The 19,245-nt window shown below is 55.2% G+C and carries 14 protein-coding genes and 1 riboswitch; of the genes, 7 read left to right on the top strand and 7 right to left on the bottom strand.

Going from position 1 to position 19,245, the window contains the following annotated elements; genetic code table 11:
- Positions 1 to 33: 33 nt before the first annotated feature.
- The 5 genes from ACW4YW_RS13985 to ACW4YW_RS13965 all read right to left on the bottom strand — a co-directional run bounded on the left by ACW4YW_RS13985 (position 34) and on the right by ACW4YW_RS13965 (position 10,859).
- Positions 34 to 414 carry a hypothetical protein gene (locus ACW4YW_RS13985; protein WP_457138109.1) on the bottom strand — a complete coding sequence of 127 codons (381 nt, stop codon included), beginning with the start codon at positions 412 to 414 and terminating at the stop codon, positions 34 to 36.
- Positions 415 to 1,701: 1,287 nt separating this feature from the next.
- Entirely contained in the window at positions 1,702 to 2,070 is a 369-nt protein-coding gene (locus tag ACW4YW_RS13980) for a hypothetical protein (RefSeq protein ID WP_457138108.1), read from the bottom strand.
- Positions 2,071 to 2,562: 492 nt separating this feature from the next.
- Positions 2,563 to 2,784, bottom strand: coding sequence for a hypothetical protein (locus ACW4YW_RS13975; RefSeq protein ID WP_457138107.1), 222 nt, complete (start codon positions 2,782 to 2,784; stop codon positions 2,563 to 2,565).
- A gap of 134 nt (positions 2,785 to 2,918) precedes the next feature.
- Positions 2,919 to 9,116 (bottom strand): two-partner secretion domain-containing protein, encoded by a 6,198-nt coding sequence (locus ACW4YW_RS13970; protein ID WP_457138106.1) that lies wholly within the window; start codon positions 9,114 to 9,116, stop codon positions 2,919 to 2,921.
- Positions 9,117 to 9,140: 24 nt separating this feature from the next.
- Complete coding sequence (locus ACW4YW_RS13965) at positions 9,141 to 10,859, bottom strand: ShlB/FhaC/HecB family hemolysin secretion/activation protein (RefSeq protein ID WP_457138105.1); 1,719 nt, start codon at positions 10,857 to 10,859, stop codon at positions 9,141 to 9,143.
- Positions 10,860 to 10,987: 128 nt separating this feature from the next.
- A riboswitch (cyclic di-GMP riboswitch) is annotated at positions 10,988 to 11,082 on the bottom strand.
- A 212-nt stretch (positions 11,083 to 11,294) separates the two neighbouring features.
- On the opposite strand from ACW4YW_RS13965, the gene ACW4YW_RS13960 reads away from it, so the two are divergent.
- Positions 11,295 to 11,621 carry a YnfA family protein gene (locus ACW4YW_RS13960; RefSeq protein WP_407995664.1) on the top strand — a complete coding sequence of 109 codons (327 nt, stop codon included), beginning with the start codon at positions 11,295 to 11,297 and terminating at the stop codon, positions 11,619 to 11,621.
- A gap of 213 nt (positions 11,622 to 11,834) precedes the next feature.
- Positions 11,835 to 12,824, top strand: a complete 990-nt coding sequence (locus ACW4YW_RS13955; protein WP_457138104.1) for a trypsin — start codon at positions 11,835 to 11,837, stop codon at positions 12,822 to 12,824.
- On the opposite strand, the gene phoR is transcribed toward ACW4YW_RS13955, so the two are convergent.
- Positions 12,814 to 14,142, bottom strand: a complete 1,329-nt coding sequence (gene phoR, locus ACW4YW_RS13950) for a phosphate regulon sensor histidine kinase PhoR (RefSeq protein ID WP_457138103.1) — start codon at positions 14,140 to 14,142, stop codon at positions 12,814 to 12,816. The two genes, ACW4YW_RS13955 and phoR, sit on opposite strands and share 11 nt — an antisense overlap.
- Before the next feature lie 37 nt (positions 14,143 to 14,179).
- Positions 14,180 to 14,866: a phosphate regulon transcriptional regulator PhoB gene (gene phoB / locus ACW4YW_RS13945; protein WP_309564398.1), complete on the bottom strand. Its 687-nt coding sequence runs from the start codon at positions 14,864 to 14,866 to the stop codon at positions 14,180 to 14,182.
- 184 nt (positions 14,867 to 15,050) lie between these two features.
- On the opposite strand from phoB, the gene ACW4YW_RS13940 reads away from it, so the two are divergent.
- The 5 genes from ACW4YW_RS13940 (at position 15,051) to ACW4YW_RS13920 (ending at position 19,223) form a co-directional block, all read left to right on the top strand.
- Positions 15,051 to 16,664, top strand: a complete 1,614-nt coding sequence (locus tag ACW4YW_RS13940; RefSeq protein ID WP_457138102.1) for an OFA family MFS transporter — start codon at positions 15,051 to 15,053, stop codon at positions 16,662 to 16,664.
- Positions 16,665 to 16,685: 21 nt separating this feature from the next.
- On the top strand, positions 16,686 to 17,288 hold the full coding sequence (locus ACW4YW_RS13935; RefSeq protein ID WP_457138101.1) for a DNA-3-methyladenine glycosylase I: 603 nt from the start codon (positions 16,686 to 16,688) through the stop codon (positions 17,286 to 17,288).
- Between the two features lie 71 nt (positions 17,289 to 17,359).
- Positions 17,360 to 17,809 (top strand): 6,7-dimethyl-8-ribityllumazine synthase, encoded by a 450-nt coding sequence (ribH, locus tag ACW4YW_RS13930; protein WP_457138100.1) that lies wholly within the window; start codon positions 17,360 to 17,362, stop codon positions 17,807 to 17,809.
- On the top strand, positions 17,806 to 18,288 hold the full coding sequence (gene nusB / locus ACW4YW_RS13925; RefSeq protein WP_457138099.1) for a transcription antitermination factor NusB: 483 nt from the start codon (positions 17,806 to 17,808) through the stop codon (positions 18,286 to 18,288). The genes ribH and nusB overlap by 4 nt, the downstream gene beginning before the upstream one ends.
- Before the next feature lie 221 nt (positions 18,289 to 18,509).
- Positions 18,510 to 19,223: an FHA domain-containing protein gene (locus ACW4YW_RS13920; protein WP_457138098.1), complete on the top strand. Its 714-nt coding sequence runs from the start codon at positions 18,510 to 18,512 to the stop codon at positions 19,221 to 19,223.
- Positions 19,224 to 19,245: the final 22 nt, after the last annotated feature.

Genomic DNA, 19,245 nt, shown 5'->3' with positions numbered 1-19,245 from the left:
TTGACTGCTGTCAGCGTTTCTTTTTTAGTCAGTCTAAAGACACTTTTCATCGCAATACTCCAGATAGGTATAACCTTTATCGCGCATGCAATCGGCCCACTTTTTAGTGAGTCTTGCCTCCGCCATGACATTATTAAAATCTTCATGTTGTTTGGCCGATTGGATTTCTTGCGGAAGAAAATTTACACTTTCATTTCCTTTTGCACCACAAGCCGCAATATCCATTCGACGGCTTTCCTTTGTCATATTCTCTTTGATCCAATGAGCACCATAAGGCCTAGGATGTTTCAATCTGTCGTAGGCAACTTTATCGCAGTAAGCTGCGGGTGTTTGTGGTCCACAAATTTGACCATTACCAATCGTACAGCCAATCAATAAACAGCTAACACATATGGTGAACAATAGCGTTATCATTACTCTCACTTTGCACTCCTCAATAAAATAGAAATAGCTTGCCAGACTTCGGGAGGTAACAGCTCGGACATTGCAAAAGGAGCTGAAAGTACGATGGCTCCTGTTGCACTCCATGTGTTGTGGGCTTTAATTAATGCGTCCGATCTCCCACGCATCGCATTCCCTTTCTCGTCATATAATCCCGTGATCTGCCCTCCGATAAAATCGTGGAACAATAGGGGACAGACCACGTTTATTTTCTAGGAGATGCCTTAAAAGGCCTACCGGATTTACCTCGTAATACTCGTATCTTCAATGCCTCTGAAATCTGATCTGCAAAACCCGTGTCTCCCAACACATAATTACCATTATTTCCTCGATAATGTGGTGCGGAATATTAGGAAAAATAATTCGAAGGCGGCGGGGCATATTAAACCTTATAAGATATTGGCCTAAATACTACTATTAATCGTGGTCTGTCCCCTATTATTTGTCCCCTATTATTGCGCCAAGTGATATAGTGTTGGTCGACTTCCATTGCACTATGCCATCTTTTAGCTCGTAGGGCGCACTCGCTTGCAGTGCGCCGTATGCAAGCGCATAAAAATACGGCTTACTTGCCTTAATAAGGCGAGCTCGCCCTACGCGGGGTGATTTTTGGTTAACATCCAGAAACACTACAGTTGGAGATACATCCGCTCATAAGCAATTCAATAAGTGTAATAATTAAGAAATAATAATATTGACTCATTAAGTAAATACCTTCATTTTGATTGAATTAAAGAAATTACCGCATTCCAAATTTCTGGCGGCAATAGAGTACTTAAAGCGAACGGAGCTGCTAGAGGAGAATTAATCATATTTGTTATGTTTCCAATACATTTTTACAGCGTTTCACTTCGATGTTTTTCATTACTAAGCTCGGCACGCTAGCTTGCAGTGTACCGCATGAAAGAGCATAAAAATACAGCGTACTTTTCCTTAATAGGGCGAGTAATCCCTACGCGATATGTGATGTATTACCATCCCCATTTATATCCATTAACAGCACATGAAAGTGTGACAAAAGCTAGAATAATAATTCCTAATGATTTAAATATTTTATTCAAAATTGTCTTCATGTTGTCATCCTGAGAGTTATTTGCCATTTTCCGAGCTGGTCATACCAGATAAAACTATTGAGAGTGTCATGAGTTCGTAGGCGAACTCGCTTGCAGTGCGCCGTCTATTAAGAGTATAAAATACGGCGTACTTGCCTTGCGGCGAGTACGCCCTACGCGCGCTGATAAGCCTATTGACTGTGAGAATTTATGGTGCACCGCAAAGAGGACGAGCTTTCATATACTCACTGGAGCAATCACCTGTATAACGGTAGGCGCTGTAAATCATGCACCGTTGGAATGCAAACTCTTGACGGGTAGTTGCTTCGGCCATACTTTCTCCTGATAACCGATCCACACTGTTAATCCCAAAGCTTCCATTGCGCATTCCTCCGCATTTCACCCAGTCGTTTAATCGTCCTTCTTCTGTCATGCCTTCTTTAATCCAATACGAGATGTAGGGCTTGATAGATTTGATCATTTTTTCTCGCTCTAGCGCGCACGGACCATCCAGACATTGACCATAAAGGCATCCTGAGAGCAAAAAAGGAATGCTGAGTAATATCCATGTTTTCATTGTGCACTCTTTAATAAAACAGAAATTGCCTGCCATACTTGTGGGGATAAAAATTCTGACATTGCAAAAGGGGGGGGCAGGGGGGAGGGCAAGTTAATAATAGGGGACAGACCACGATTTATACACTAGGAGATACCTTAAAAGGCCTACCAGCTTTACCTCGTAATACTCGTATCTTCAATGCCTCTGAAATCTGATCTGCAAAACCCATGTCTGCCAACACATAATTACCATTATTTCCTCGATAATGTGTTGCGGAATATTAGGCAAAATAATTCGAGGGAGGCGGGGCATATTAAACCTTATAAGATATTGGCCTAAATACTACTATTAATCGTGGTCTGTCCCCTATTATTCGGAATAGAAATAGTCAATAATGATTTTGCTCATCTCATAATTTTTCATTTTGTTGGCTCAATATGAATTTTAAATGGTTTCCCATTGACTGGGGTTATTTCCGATTCCATGTTTTCTCTGTTGTTAAATTGCTATCTATGGTGCACCACAAGCTGGCATAGATTTCCAATAGTCATTCCAGCATGTTCCAATATAATGATAGCCTTTGTTAATTAGACAAACTTGCTGTTCAGCAATTTGTCTTTTATCGGCTGGCTGAATGTCTTCTCCGTCAAAATTTTCTTTGGGTTTTCTCGAAAAAGTACCATTTGCGTTTCCTCCACATGCCTGCCAGTCAGCCAGGCGAGTTTCCGCCAAGGTTCCGGAGCGCTCCCAACTCTCTACTTCTTTGAGAGAGGCGGGGTAATCACCGAGTGGAACAAAGCATCCCCAACAAAAGCACCCGGAAAGACTAGTTGTTAATCCTAGTGCGACACATAATCTGATTATTCTCATTTAGCGCCTTTCAATAAAATAGAAATGGCAGTCCAAACCCCAGGAGGTAGTAACTCTGCCATTGCAAATGGGGTGGACGGTAGAATTGCCAATTCGGATACCCTATCTCGAATAAATCGTTCTGTGCTCTCCATTCCACGTTTTGTATTTCCCTGTTCGTCATACAAGCCAGTAAGTTGTCCTCCGATATAGTCATGGGTTCCACCGAAGGCTTCTATCAATTTGTCCTGCCAGCTACCCGGCTGATATTCATAGTCAAACAATGTTCCTATCCAGCCTTGAATACCGCCAGTTGCACCAGCCGCTTGTTGTCCTTCGGGGGATGCCAGGAATTCGGCAAGTGATATTGTGTTGGTCGACTTCCATTGCACCATGCCGTCTTTTAGATCAAGTACATTATTTCCATTTTCATCTATTCTAGTTTCACATCGTGCATTATTTGTTCCACAGATATTATCCAAATTAACCCGAGTTCCGCCTCCCTTGATACCGTCACCGCGAACACCTTCGCTTTCGCCTGAGGTGTTATTGAGTACCGTGTTGCCATCGGTGATTCCTTTAAACAAGCTTGAGTTTGCGATGGTGATTTCTCTCATTTTTTCTGCTGCTGCAGATAATGCTTCCTTGCCAAGCGCTGTATCCAATTGCCCGGTGACTGCACCTATCAATACATTCATCACCTGCTCTTGAAGTCGCAAGTCTTTGAGTTGCGACTGAATGATTGATTTTTCCTCGGGCGTTGTTGCTTCTTTGAGTTGTTGCTGCAATGCCCGACGTTTTTCCTGAACATACTGGCCTACAGCATAATGGGCCTGCTGCCCAAACGCCTCCGTAATCTGCACCTGCGCCTGAATCTCCTTGGCTACCTTCTCCGCATCGAAGATAGGCGCAATGGTATTGGCCGTACTGTTGCCTTGGCTATCCATCGCATTGCCATGTTCATCAACGACGACATCGCGGTTGAGCAGGGCAATGGTCGTGGCCGAATCCGTGCCGGACATCGTTGCTTGCGCTGAGCCATTAGTAATATCGACAATACCGCCACTGACCGCACTGACCGTCGTACTGTCGGCTTTATCACTATCGGAACCGATGCCAGCGCCAGAGAGCTGCGGCAACCCAGCCTGGATGCCGTCGCCGATGGTAGCCGATGAAGCCTTGGCATCATACTCCGCCTTGTTCTGGATATCGGAGACGGTAAGCGTTTCTGTAGTGAGCGTGTTCTTATTGTCTTGAATGGCTTGTTCGCTTGACGCAATCACCGCCCCCTTGAGATCGGTATTGCCGTTGACATTGACCTGGAAACCGCCATCTCCGGCATAGATGCCCGCCTGCTCGTTGACGCTGGCATAGTCGCTCTTGATCTTGGTATTGGACGAACTGAACGACCCGCCAGCCATGCCAGCGCCAACCGGCACACTGACGCTGATACCGGAGCTTGATTGCTTGCTGTCGTAAGTGCTGATGTCCTGCAAACTCTGGATATTGAGGTCGCCATCGCCGGACGTGCCTACATCGGCCACCACCTGATCGCCCCGCACTTGTGCGCCGATGATGTTGGTATCTGTACCGCTTTCCAGCGTGACCTTGTTGCCAGCCTCAACTACGCTCTCAGTCCAGGTGATATCTGTGCCACTGGCCTTGCCTTTGCCCTGTGATGCGCTGGCCGTGATGGCAAGCCCGTTGGAACCTATGCTGATGCCGACACTGGCGCTGCTGTTTTTATTCTTGCTGTTCAGCGTCTCCGTATTCTGCGCAGCGATCAGGTTCACCTCATCATCCGCTTTAAGACTTACATCACCATCTGCCTTGATCGAGCTGCCGATGACGTTGATATCCGATTGCTCCCCAGCCCCCGTCGCCGTGATGTTGACATCGCCGCCCGCCATCACGGTGCTACCCTGGGCCGTGCTGCTGGTTTGCGTTGAGGTGCTGCTGCTCTTTGAAGTACCAATACTGAGCGACAGATTCACTCCGCCTGCCTGATTGGCGGCATCGGTGACGCTGCTGCCTGACGGCGGCGCATTCAACGCCTGCATCGTGCCATCGTAAGCGTTCTTCGCCGCCAAGGCTGTGGTGCCTGCCGCCAAAGCCTGCATGCGGCCATCTGATGTGTTGCTGGCGGCCTGTTTCATTTGTTCGGCGGTCTGGATGGCCGAGATGACCGGGCTGGTGATCGCCAGCGTCAGGCTGCTCTGCTTGAACTTGGTCTCGGTGGTCTGGGTGGAGGTGTTGTTGCCCGCGGTGATATTGACCTGCTGGGCGCTGATCTCGATATCGCCTTCTGGTGTGAGCACATCGCTGGCAATCTGCGAGTAAGTCTTACCCGCCTGAATGCTGACGTTGCCTTCGACGCTGCCCACCGTGCTGCCGGATTGCGTGACCGTCGTGCCGGTCTGCTTCTGGCTCAGGTTGCTGGTGCCGTAGCCGATGCTGGAGCCGCTGGCGGAGAAGCCGGATTTCTTTTCTTTCTTGGTATGGGTTTCGTCCAGGGTGTTTTCTACCGAGGTGATGATGACATCGCCAGAAGCCTGCAGTTTTGTACCGCTAGTGGAGACGATGTTGCTGCCTTGTACTGCAAGATTGCCTGAGCCCGTTGTCCCTGCCTGCAACACAATATTTTCTGCACTTAGAGTGCTGCCGTTGCGGGTGGTTTGGTCAATGGTGTCGCGGTATTCTTTCTTGCGGCTGGTAGTTTTCACCTTGCGGTAGGCATCGCTGGCGAATGTGTTGGTGCCTGCGGTGATCGAGATATCACCTCCGGCGGTGGCCTTAAGGTCGCCTGCATCGCTATTGATGCTGCTGGCAGTCACGCTGAGATTGTTGCCTGCCTGCAGGGAAATGTCGCCGCTGGTGGCGATGCTGCTGCCGATGTCAGTGGAAGATTGTTCCTTGCGCCACGATTTCCGGCCTGCGGCGTAACTGTCGGTAGTGGTTGCGACGGTGCCGATATTGAGGTCGTTGCCAGCTTGCAGCAAGGTCTGGCCGTTGGCTCCCTCATTCCGCACGGCAGCAGCCATGAGGTTGAGGTCGTTGCCTGCGCTGGCGACGAGGATGGCCTCCGGGTTACTGACGTATAAACCCGCCACGCGGTCAATCACCCGGCTTTGTACATGGGTTGGGCCGTCTCCCATGCGCACATTCAGTTCAGTGGTGCTACTTTGCACGGTCAGGTTGTTGCCGGCCGCCGCGATCAAGCTATTCTTGCCTACCACGCTGCCGCCCTCGATGTTGATGTCGTGGCTGGCGGCGAGGAGGACGTCGGTGCCTGCAATCAGTCCGCGAACGTTGTGGATGTTGTCTGCCGAGATGTTGACGATATCGCGTCCGGCGATGATGCCGCTGGTATTGAGATCACCGTTGCCGACTTGCAGGTTGACAGTGCTGCCTGCGAGCACTGCGCCGCTGGGGGAGATGTCGTTTTCCTGGAGGCGTACATATACCTGCGGCACTAAGGCCTTAGTGACAGTGCCGTCCGGTAGGGTCACTTCCTGTTCCACCAGCCAGACAATGTCGCTAGTGAGTTGGGCCACTTGTTCTGCGCTGAGGGCGATGCCAGGGATGAGTTGCAGGCTGTCGGCCTGTGTCAGGCCTGCGCTCATGAGTGCTTGGTATTGCGCTTCATCATTGGCATATCCATCCAGGAAGCGCCTGCCGGTCAGCTCCGCTATTTGTTCCCGCACCAAGCGTTGTTCGTAGAAGCCGTCGCCCAGCCTCTTCTGAGTGATGGCAGGGTCGAATGAGAGTTGCTGCATCATGTAGTCGGAACTTAGCCAGGCACGGTAGCTGGCGAACTGCGGGTCAGTTTCGATCAGGTAGCTGGCGGTGGCATCCGGTGCTGGGTGGAACAGGCTGCTGGTCGTTGGATTGTGGATATTCACCGGGCCGGACGCGCCAGGACTGTTGCCGCTAGCATTGGTCACTGGAGCGGTTTGTTCGCGGATGGTGGTGTTGTCGATGCGATCAGTGAAAGTGCCGGTGAGAGTGCCGCCTGCGCTGATGATGGCGGGTATGGTTTCGATGAGGGTACTGGAACTGCTTGAAGTCACCCAGGTGCCATGATCGCGATCTCCCCAATGAATTCGATTCCTGGTTGTGATCAAATCAGTCTGGTGGAATAACTCCGCTCCTTGGTTGAGTAATGCGCTGCCAGTAAGATCAAGATTGCCGCCTACCTCAATATTGCTATAGAGATTATTGAGAGTATTGAAGTTTATATTGGCATTTCCGGCTGCCAGGATAAAGGCGCTAGGGGAATTGGCGACAACTTCATCCTCGTACTCGCTACGTTGGTAGGTCATATGGTCAATATAGGAACATTTGCCTATATCAACACAAATTTGGTCGCGCGTGGTTGATGAGCCGACATATACCCGCTGCGTACTAAAGGTGGTACGCTGATTGGTCAGATTTTCTGTTGATATGTCCATATCGCCGAGGGCTTCAATGCTGGCGCTTTCATTCAATATTGAACCTGATCGGCCTGCTGCGTGGTTGTTGGCATCCAAAGTGCCAGCTATCGCCAGGTCGCCTGCACTGAAAATGGTTGCTCCCTGCTGGTTGACCAGGGTATTGATGCCGAGCTCAAGTCGATCGCGTGCGGCAATCGTGGCCGCGGTGGTGGTGCCGTTGAACGCTTCCGCGTGGTTGGTCAGGCTGGCGGCGTGAATCGCCAAGTTGCCGCCATAGAGGCGGCCGGTGCCGATGTTGTCAATGGCATCGGCTCGGATAAAGTTGCTGCTGCCATCAATTAAGCCGCGGTTGGTGAGGGTGCCGGTCAACAGTAGTGAGCTGTTGGCGCCGCTGATTTCACCATCCTCCTGGTTGTCGAGGCTTTGCGCCGTGAGTTGCAGCGTTTGCCCCGATTGCAGTTGGCTGGCGTTGGTAATCTGTCCATCGGTACTGAGCTGCAAATGGCCATTGGCGATTATGCGCCCGCTGTTGTAGATATCGCCCTGGGTGGCAATGCGCATATTCTCCTGGGTGAAGATGTCCCCATCACCGCTGAGGGAGGTGCTGTCGATATCCAGGCTGCCATCAGCCGTTAATGTGCCGTCGGTGTTGACCAGGCTTGCTGTCGAAATGCTCGCTTTTTGCTTGGCGGCCAATATGCCTTGCGTGTTGTCGATACCTTCAGCAGCCTCCACCTCCAGGTTGCCTTGTGCGGTAATGGTGCCGCGATTGACCAGTTGCCCCGCGCTGGTTACCACGACTTCGCCCACACTGGCGCCTATATGTCCGGCATTGCGTACGCCCAGCCCGGCTTCGGTGCCGACGAGGTGGATCTTGCCTGCGTACATGCCGCCCAGAGCCGCCACATCCACGGCAAAGGCCGGGGACGTGCTTGCAGTGGCGATCTGGGAGATCGCCGTTTGGTTGCCGTTGCTGTCGATATCGACCTGGTTGACTCCGGAGGTGATGTTGAGCTGCTTGGCCCAGATGCCGGCATTGACCTCGACCGACCGCGTGATGACATCGGTGTAGTCAGCATGGCTTGCATCCATGCCGTTGCCAATGAAGCTGATGCTGCCGCCGCCCACACGATAACCCAGCAGGTTGCCGCTATTGACGATGGGGGTGCCGGTGGTCAAGGTGGCGCGGTTGGCGTTGATGAAGCCGCAGCCATTGCAACTGATGCCGGCCGGGTTGGCGATGACAAGCTGAGCGCGGCTGCCTGCGATCTCGATAAAACCGTTGAGCAGGCTGGGGTTGCTGCTGTTGATTTCATTAAGGATGACGCGGGCCGCGCCGCCAGCAAGCAGGGGATTGCCTTGCACCCAGCCGCCGAGCTGGGTCTGCACGTTGGTGTTGCTGTTGTTGAGGATGGCGCCTTGGGCGTTGACGTCGAATTGGCTATAGGTGTTGCGCGATACTCCGGCGGCACTTGGCGTCTGGATGTTGATCAGCGGCAGGCCGTTGGCGGTGTTGCCGATGATGGGTTGCTGGCTGGCAGGCGCGGATGGATCGGCGATAATGTCGGCCTGGGCCGCAGTGGGGATGAGGATGGCAGCGCCCAATATGAGCATGAGGGAGAGGCGCAGGAGCGGAATGCCCGCCAGCGTGATGTTGTCCATGGGCCGGGTGGCGCCGGTTTGCGTTGCCGGGGCGGAGTTGCGGGCCGGGATGTTTTCCGCCACGGCCATCATGAGGCCCCGGGCACGGTTGAATATCAGACGGTAGCGGTGTTTGTTCATGTTGATGCCTCCCCTTGTATGTGGCTAGAACGACCAGTTGAGATTGAATCCGGCGGCGGTTTTCGCGGTCTCGAATCCATCCGGCTTCTTGACGGGTTGCCCCAGGAACACGTCGTAATTGAATCCCCTGTAACCACCGCGCATGCCGACGATGGCACCTGCCAGTTGCTTGCCGATCAGGCGGTCGCTGGATTGCCCGCCCACTTCGCCATAGTCGAGCCCGAGATAAAGCGCCTGGCCGCTTTGCCCGAGCATGGCGCTGAGGTCGTTGCGGATGAACCAGCCGCGGTCCGCGCTCAGGGTAAGTTGGCCGTCGAAGCCGCGCACGGTGTAGCGATTGCCGATGGCGAAGCGGTCTTGCGGCGTGAGCGGGGTGAGGTTGGATTGCGCGCGGAGGTTGGCGGCGTAGTGCAGGGATTGGCTTCCCCATGGCGCCTGAAAGGAAAATGGGGCCATGAAGCTGAGATCGGCAGTAATGACCTCCATGTGCGAGGTACCTTCGCCAAATGCTTCCTCGGGTGCCTTGAGCGCCTGTTGCGCGCCGGTGCCGCGGCGATAGGCAAGGCTGTAGTCCAGTATGGATTGGCCGAGATACCAGCTCTGGTTGACGCCCAACGTCCACCCGGCAGTGCGGCGGCGCTGCACTTCCACTTCCGTATCGTCAACGTAGTTGAATGACTTGCGGAAAAAGCTTCCGACAGAAACCTGCGTCTTGTTGATGGCAGAACGGTACGCCATGCGGCTGAGCCTGAATTCGGTATTCTGCGTGCGGCCGCTGTAGAGGTAGGATTGATTGAGGCCGGCGACTTCCTGGTGATAGTGGTAGCTGGAGCCGGTAGCGCTTAACAGCCAATGGCCATAGGGGATGGAGTAATGCAGGGTTTTGCCGCGCGAGCCGCGGCTGCCCTTGTCGCCTCCACCCAGGTCCTGGTTGAGATTGATGTAGAACAAGTCGCTCAGGCCCAGCAGGTTGTCGCCGGAGAGCGTGACGCCGCCCTGGTATTTGCCGGTGCTGTCGAAACCGCCGTCGTCGGCGCTGAACGTGAGGCGGAAAGGCAATGCCTGGCGGTAGCGGATCACCAGGTCGCTCTCGCCGGGTTGCGCATTGCCTTCGGCGGGCTCGATCTGGATATCGGCATCCGAAGTCGGGGAGCGCTTGAAGTTTTCCAGGCCTTGTTCGATGGCGCGCAGGTTGAGGATGTCGCCAGGGGCGACCGGCAATGCGTTGCCGTAGCGTATCCTGGGGCTGGAGTCCGACGTGAAGCGGATTTGCCGCACCTTGCCGGGAATCACGGTGAGGCGGAGATGACCATTGCCCAGATCCTGTGGCCCGGCCAGGATGCGCGTCGTGACAAAGCCCTGGGCGACGATGGCGTTCTGCACATGCGACATCACGGCGTTGATGCCTTGCGCGCCCAGGCAACGGCCGATGGCGAGATGCTCGCCATGGAGGACATTCTGCAATGCAAACTGGAAGAGATCGGCATATTCGCCTTCAAGGCTGATCTGCCTGATAGTGATGCAGGGGAATTCCTCGGCTGGATAGGCCAGCGGGGTTGTCGGCTGCGAGCCAGGCTGGCGTGCGTCTGGCGCGGTTTCCTGTTGCTGGCGCAGGACGCGCAGGCGCTCCTGCTGCAATAGCTGTTCCTGCGCGGACGTATCGATCGGTTCGATTGCCGCGATGGACGGGCATGCTTGGAGCAAGGCCAGTACGGCCAATAATCCATGACGAAATGGCAACAAACGTAATTCCCCTATAACAATATGCAATCAATATTTTTATTGCTAAGGGGCAAGGCCGACATTGGCTGATGATTAGACAGCCTTTGCGCAACGGGCCAAGCATGAAGCTCGGCGGGCGAGGTTCTCAATATGGCGGTTCCGCTGTCATAGTAGAAAACTGCTACTACCTTAGACCGGTGACTTTGCGCCCTTGGTTTTTCAACCAAGGTTGCCCTTAACATTTTTGACTATTCTGATACTGTCGATGAATTAATGTCAATCTGGTATGGGTGTGAGTTTATCTCTTTGTTTTGTAGGCGGATTGCTGGCGATGATGTCGCCTTTTGTCTGTAGGGCGAGTGGATCGCCAGGCTGGATGCCGGGATGGGCGATATTATCCAAAAGGCCCGGCATGAGTTTGTCTATAATGACTCCATCAAATTGTCGGTACCTCGCATGCTCGTGTTGAAAACATTCTCGTTATTTGTCGTGACCGCGTTGGCGGAGATCCTGGGCTGCTACCTGCCTTACCTCTGGCTCAAGAAGGGCGGCTCTGCCTGGCTACTATTGCCAGCCGCCATTAGTCTTGCGGTGTTTGCTTGGCTGTTGAGCCTGCATCCAACCGCAGCAGGGCGGGTATATGCGGCATATGGCGGGGTGTATATATTCGTGGCGCTCGGCTGGTTGTGGCTGGTGGATGGCATCAGGCCTAGTACCTGGGATGTCGTCGGGGTAGCGGTAGCCTTGATCGGCATGGCGATCATCATGTTTGCGCCGCGTTAGTCTTCCAGTCCTTGCTCATTCAGGAGTAAAGTGAAGTGCGGCTGGCAATAATCTCCTAGCGCTGTTGCCATGCTTTGCTAAATCGCGGTATCGACTGCGACAGAACGTCTAGCCAGGATCAGTTTCACTGAGGTTCTGTTAGCGCTCCAAATGCAGGTTGGTGTCAGGGAGGTCCTCTTGGGCAGACCATATGGCGTGACTGGATTTTGTATCATGCTGAGCTGGCTGGTGCATGTACCGCCAGCCATGGCATTGATGAACGGCGCTCCTGTCAGCGGGACGGCTGTCGTGCAGTTGGCGTTTGAGCATCGCGAATGGCATGAATACCGCCAGGAATGGCGCGTGAGCCATAGCCAATGTAGCGCGGTGGTGGTGGGCAGGACGCCGATGACATTGTTGACAGCAGCGCACTGCCTGCGCGAGGTAAGCCTGGATGAGCGCAACGATTTGCCTTTGCTGGCTGTCGTGCGCGCGCCTTATCCCTTGTTGTCCACAGCTCGGCTCAAGCAGGCCATATTCCCCGAGTTCGACAAGGTGCGCGGCAACCTGATCGATGACCTGGCAGTCCTGGTGTTCGATATCGAGTTGCCTGATGAAATCGATATTGCGCCAGTCCTGCTTGATGAACCGGCACATACCCTATTGTTGTGCGGCTATGGCTATGGAGCGGCAGACGCCCTGCCGGTGAGCCTGCGTTGTGCAAGTAAAAATGTGCACCAGGCAACGGAGAGCTTTGAGGCTTTTGTGCCTGCTGCCTATGCCAGCCTGGACCCGTTGTTCTATGCGCGCTACCAGGTGCAGTTCGAGAGCAAGGCCAGCGCGGTCTCGACGCTGGAAACACTCGCTGCGGTGAATCGCCTTAATGATCAAGAGGATTACGACCCGGCATTACCCATGCCGACCATAGGCGACTCAGGCGGCCCCTGGCTGGAGGAACTGGACGATGGGCATTACGGCGTGGCGGGTATCACGAGTTTCGTGGAGAGTTTTTACGGCAGTTCGCCGCAGCTGCTCTTTTTCCGCAAGAGCAGCGCGCCGATGGCAGATTTCGTCTACGCGGCTTATGGCATCCGGCTGGATTCGATGCGTGCCAGAAAGCTGTTCAACGCTGCGCGCATCAAGGGTGCCGATATCCGTGTTTACCGGCGCGACTGGCAACAATATGTCAAAACGCCAGCCGCGGAACAGCTACCTAGGCGGTAGTTTGCGCCTGCTGCACCGGTTTGCGGATCAGCCGGCTTTGCGGCAACACGGCGGTGAACGTGCTGCCCTTGCCGGCTTCGGATTCAATTTCCAGACGCCCCTGGTGGCGGGTGAGGATATGCTTGACGATGGACAGTCCTAGGCCGGTACCGCCCGTCTCGCGCGAGCGGCTGCGGTCCACGCGGTAGAAGCGCTCGGTGAGGCGGTCGATATGCTGCTGCTCGATGCCGATGCCGGTGTCCTGCACGCTGAACAGCACATCCTTGCCGCGCAGGAATAGCCGCAGGTTGATCTTGCCGCCAGCCGGAGTGTAGCGCACCGCGTTGCTGACCAGGTTGCCCAGCGCGCTGTGCAGTTCTTCGGTCGCGCCCTTGATGAACAGGCCGGGTTCCACCGGTTCGAGGGAGATTTCGTGCTTGCCCTGGCTGAGGCTGATGCCTTCGTGCAGCAGCATGTTGAGCAGGGTGCCCAGGTCGATCTCGCTGTCTTGCGGAGCTTCCGGGCTATTTTCCAGTTGCGAGAGCGTGAGCAGGTCCTCGATCAGGCGACGCATGCGGCCGGTCTGTTCCTGCATCATGCCGAAATATGCACGCGTGCTTTCCGGCACCGCCCCTTCCATGTCGGTCAACGTTTCCAGGAAGCCGCCTACCACGGTCAAGGGCGTGCGCAGCTCGTGCGAGACATTGGCGATAAAGTCGCGGCGCATGGTTTCCAGCTTTTCCATCTGGCTGATATCGCGCGAAATCAGGAGCTTCTGGTTGCTGCCGAACGGCACGAGCTGGATTTCCAGCGTGGCGCCGGTCGTGCGCCAGGACTTGAGCTTGATCGGCTCGGAGTAGTTCTGTTTTTGCAGGTACTGGATGAAATCAATCGGCCGGACCAGGTAAGTGATGGGTTGCCCCGCATCCTGCCGCATGGACAAGCCAAGCTGGCTTTCCGCCGTCGGGTTGCACCATTCGATCTGGTCATTGCCATTGAGCAGGACTACGCCATCAGGCAATGCGCTAGCCGCATGGCGAAAGCGGTCGAGGGCAGAGCTGATTTGCGCCTGGCTGCGATTATTCCGGCGTTTTTCGTAATAGATGGCGGAAAACACGTCTTCCCAGATGCCGCTACCGACCGGCATGGTATTCAGCTCCGGCTTCTTGAACCATTGTAGCAACTGGTGCAGCCAGTAAAGATGGCTGACCAGGTACAACAGCACGATGGCGCTGAATGCCAATAGCGCCGTTATGGCATCTGTGGCCGCCCAGACGACCAGGCAGGTGAATATAGTGGCTAATCCCAGCCACAAGGCTTTCCAGCGGATATCTTGCACGAAATGCTTCTTGTCTTAAGACAGTCGTTATTATGAGCTACTGTGCAGAGAAACGATAGCCGACACCGCGCACTGTCTGGATAAATTCTTCATGGCCGGATTCTGAAAGGGCGCGGCGCAGGCGGCGGATATGCACGTCCACCGTCCTGTCTTCCACGAACACGCGGTCCCCCCATACGCGGTCCAGCACCTGGGTGCGGGAATGCACGCGCTCTGGGTTGGACATCAAGTAATGCAGCAGGCGGAATTCGGTCGGCCCCAGCTCCAATGTCTTGCCATTGCCGGAAACGCGGTGCGTCATGGGGTCCAGGCGTAGGCCGCCGACTTCGAGCGGGTCATCGGTCATTTGCGGTGCACGGCGGCGCAGCACGGCCTTGATCCGCGCATTGAGCTCTCGCGGGCTGAAAGGCTTGGTGACATAGTCATCCGCCCCGACTTCCAGGCCGCGCACCTTGTCGGCTTCCTCGCCGCGTGCGGTCAGCATGATGATGGGAATGGCCTTGGTCAGCTCGTCGCCCTTCAGCTTGCGTGCGAATTCGATACCGCTCATGCCAGGCAGCATCCAGTCGAGCAGGATCAGGTCAGGCAATGTTTCGCGGATCAGCATCTGTGCCTGCTCCACGCTCAACGCCCGGACCGGGTTGTGGCCTGCTTGCGTCAGGTTGAGCGCAAGCAATTCCTGGATTGCTGGTTCGTCTTCTACTACCAGAATATTCGCTGGCATGTCGTGTTTCCTCACTTGTTGAATGACGAGCAATATATGACGCTAATATGACAGATTGATGAACATGATTAAAGCTGTTCGGGCATTGCGGTTTTATTCGACTTGTATGATTATTTGTAACAAAATGTTTCCTTTTGTTACTTTGCAAATAAATTCTAAATTCGAACAAAACCGAGGGGTGGGCATGGCAGGCTTTTTTTCCAAGGAACGTATTACGGCAGGGCCGGGTTACAACCGTTGGCTGGTGCCGCCCGCCGCGCTGGCTGTGCATTTGTCGATTGGCATGGCCTACGGTTTCAGCGTGTTCTGGTTGCCGCTGTCCAAGGCATTGGGGATTTCCGAGCCGTTGGCGTGCGGGGAGGATATCAGTTTCTGGATGCGGGCGATCACGACCACCTGCGACTGGAAGATTAGCGACCTGGGGTGGATGTATACCTTGTTCTTCGTCTTCCTGGGCTCGTCGGCGGCGGTGTTCGGGCATTGGCTGGAGCATGCCGGGCCGCGCAAGGCGGGCGCCGTTGCCGCCGTGTGCTGGGGCGGAGGTCTGCTGATTTCCGCGATCGGAGTGTATACGCACCAGCTCTGGATGATGTGGCTGGGCTCGGGCGTGATCGGCGGCATCGGCCTCGGGCTGGGGTATATCTCCCCGGTCTCGACCTTGATCAAATGGTTCCCGGACCGGCGCGGCATGGCGACCGGCATGGCGATCATGGGGTTCGGTGGCGGCGCCATGATAGGCGCGCCGCTTGCCAATACGCTCATGAATTATTTCGCCACCGAGACTTCCGTCGGCGTGTGGGAAACCTTCGCCACCATGGGCGTGCTGTACTTTATCGCCATGATGATAGGCTCGCTGGGCTACCGGGTGCCAGCGCATGATTGGAAGCCCGAGGGCTGGACGCCTCCAGCGAGCAATGGCAAGGCCATGATTACGCCGCACCATGTGCATGTGAACCAGGCGCACAAGACGCCGCAGTTCTGGCTGCTGTGGTGGGTGCTGTGCCTCAACGTCAGCGCCGGGATCGGCGTGATCGGCATGGCATCGCCGATGTTGCAGGAGGTGTTTGGCGGAAGGCTGATCGATGTGCCGCTGAAGCTGGCGGAACTAAGCGGAGACCAGAAATTGCAAGTGGCGGCCATCGGCGCCGGTTTCGCCGGGCTGCTTTCCTTCTTCAATATCCTGGGGCGAATCGGCTGGGCATCCTGCTCGGATTTCCTCGGCCGCAAGCTGACCTATGTGATCTTTTTTGCCTTGGGCTTCGTGCTCTATGTGCTGTCCCCCTGGGCGGGCAGCATAGGCAGCGTGGCGCTTTTTGCGGGCTTGTTCTGCATTATCCTCACCATGTATGGCGGCGGCTTTTCCACGATTCCGGCTTACCTGGCCGACATTTTCGGCACCCAGCACGTGGGCGCGATTCACGGTCGGTTGTTGACCGCCTGGGCCACCGCCGGGGTGCTGGGGCCGGTGATCGTCAATTATTTGCGTGACTACCAGCTCGACCATGGCGTTCCGGCCGACCATGCCTACAACATGATCATGTACGTGCTGGCAGGCTTGTTGCTGGTCGGCCTGATCTGCAACCTGCTGGTGCGCCCGGTGGCGGAGAAGCACTACATGACCCCGGCCGAGCTGGAGGCGGAAAAAAAGGTCTCGCATGAGCAGGCGCAGAAGATGACGCAGGCAGCCGCACACAAGCGCAATGCCGTATTGGCTGTGGCGGTATGGGTCGCGGTCGGCATCCCGATCACATACGGCATCTGGAACACTTTGCAGAAAGCGGTTATCTTGTTCCATTGATGTTTGCTATTGGAAATTGTTGTGACTGACCTCTGCCGCTGCGGATGGGCCAAGGGCGCCTTGGATGTCGTTTATCATGATACGGAGTGGGGCGTGCCCGTGCACGACGACAGGCTGCTGTTCGAGTTTCTGGTGCTCGAAGGCGCCCAGGCCGGGTTGAGCTGGAGCACCGTGCTGAAGAAGCGGGAGCATTACCGCGAGGTGTTCGACCAATTCGATATCGCCAAAATCGCGGCCTACGATGCGGACAAGGTCGAGGCCTTGCTCGCGGACCCGGGTATCATCCGCAACCGGCTCAAGGTAAATGCCGCCATCGGCAACGCCCGCGCAACACTGGAGGTGCAGGCGAGATACGGCAGCCTGGATGCCTTCCTCTGGCAGTTCGTGCAAGGCAAACCGCAGATCAACCGACGGCTTGGCCTGGCGGATGTGCCTGCCAGGACCGAGACATCCGACCAGATGTCCAAGACCTTGCAGAAGCATGGCTTCAAGTTTGTCGGATCCACCATCTGCTACGCCTTCATGCAGGCAGTCGGCATGGTGAACGACCACGTCGTGGATTGTTTTCGCCATGCCGAACTGCTGTCCGGCTCTCCTAACGTCTCCCCTGGCGTGTTAAAATAACGAGATTCGCCAGCGGATTGCCTGGCTCATTTCAATCGCGTAGTTTGGCTGCGCCTAGTTCGGACGAAATCATGAAGAAAATTGCAGTAGATTTGAATGGCAAGGACTTGCGCATCGGTATCGTGCTGTCGCGTTTCAACAGCAACATCGGCGACGGCTTGCTCAAGGCTTGTGTCGACCAGCTGCAAAAGCTGGGCGTGGCCGATGACGACATTACGCTCGCTACCGTGCCCGGCGCGCTGGAAACGCCAGCCATTCTGTTGCAGATGGCGGATAGCGAGCAGTTTGACGGCCTGATCGCGCTGGGTGCCATCATCCGTGGCGAGACCTACCATTTCGAAGTGGTTTCCAACGAGTCCGCGCGCGGTATTTCCGATGTGCAGCTGAGCACCGGCATTCCTGTCGCCAACGCCATCCTCACCACTGAGAACGACGAGCAGGCCGAAGCCCGCATGGCGATCAAGGGTGCCGAGGCTGCGGAAGTCGTGGTTGAAATGATCAACCTGCTGAAGCAACTATGAGCGACCAAGACAAGAAGCCGGTAGAGGCGAAAAAGCCAGCCCCGAAAGCCGGGCGCAGCCGCCGCAAGTCGCGCGAGCTGGTGCTCAAGGGCGTCTACCTGGGCTTGATGAACCAGAAGGATGTCTCGGTCATTATCCGCGAGCTGGCCGACGATCCTGATTTCGACCGCGCGGATTACGAATATTTCCGCCAATTGCTCGAAGGCGTGGCTGAGAACATCGACGAGCTGGACGCTCGCCTGGTGGGCTCGCTGGATCGCCAGATATCCGAACTCAGCCCGATCGAGCATGCCATCCTCTGTATTGCTGCGTACGAGTTGATCCATGACGTGACCATCCCTTACCGCGTCGCCATCAATGAGGGTGTGGAGTTGGCCAAGCTCTATGGCGGCACTGACGGCCACAAGTATGTCAACGGCGTGCTGGACAAGATCGCGGCGGAAGCCCGGCCCGATGAGTTCCAGCGAGGCAGGAAGTAGTTTCTCCCGTATTGATGCATGAATAGCCAGCCGTTGTGCTGGCTATTTTTTTTATCCGTCTCATGCTGTGAAATATTCACTGAAGCGATAAGAGGCTTGTAATCTGACGCAGGCTTTGTAAAGATTGTGCTGCATAATAACCATAAAAATCAAAGCAGGTTTGCTGGCTCAGGGGACGAAGGATTCAAGGGCGGCAGCCTAGCTGAAAGGGAGCTTTATTCATGGCGAAATTGGTGCTTACGCTGGAAGGCGATTTTCTGGCTGAGTTTCCATTGGACAAGCAGCGCTTGACCATCGGGCGGCGGCCCAGCTGCGATATCAGGCTGGAAAACCTTGCTATCAGCGGCGAGCATGCCGCCGTGCTGGCACAGGATGGCGTGTTCTATATCGAGGACAATCGCAGCACAAACGGCACCTTGGTGAATGGCCATGCCATTACGCGGCATCAGCTGCAGGATGGCGACAGGATAGGCCTTGGGCGTCACCAGATCGAGTATCTTGAAGAAGACCTTGCCGCCGATCGCGGATTCGAGAAAACGGTGCTGGTCATGCCGATCATCAAGGAAATGATGGCGGAGGCGGCTGAAAAGCAAGCCGCCGAGGCGCCTCCGGAGCCTGTAGACCAGTGTGTCGATGGACAGGCGGTAAATGGGACGGCCGGATTGCAACCTGCCGGTCTCGCCAAGGTCAAAGTATTGAATGGCGCTAGTCCCGGGCGGGAGCTGGTCATCAGGAAAACCTTGACGACGCTGGGCAAGAGCGGGGTGCAGGTGGCCGTCATCACCAAGCGGACGCACGGCTACTTTCTTTCCCATGTCGAGGGCGACGGCCGCCCGGTTCTGAATGGCGCTGCGGTAGGGCTGCATGCGCAGGTATTGGCGGATGGCGATATTATCGAGCTGGCCGGGGTCAGGATGTTATTCTCGCTGGCATAGTTTTTTGGTCGAACCGGACGGA

The sequence above is a fragment of the Methylobacillus pratensis genome (assembly GCF_054072455.1).
Note: the sequence above shows the minus strand (reverse complement) of the source record. Positions and strands in the feature narration are given on the sequence as shown.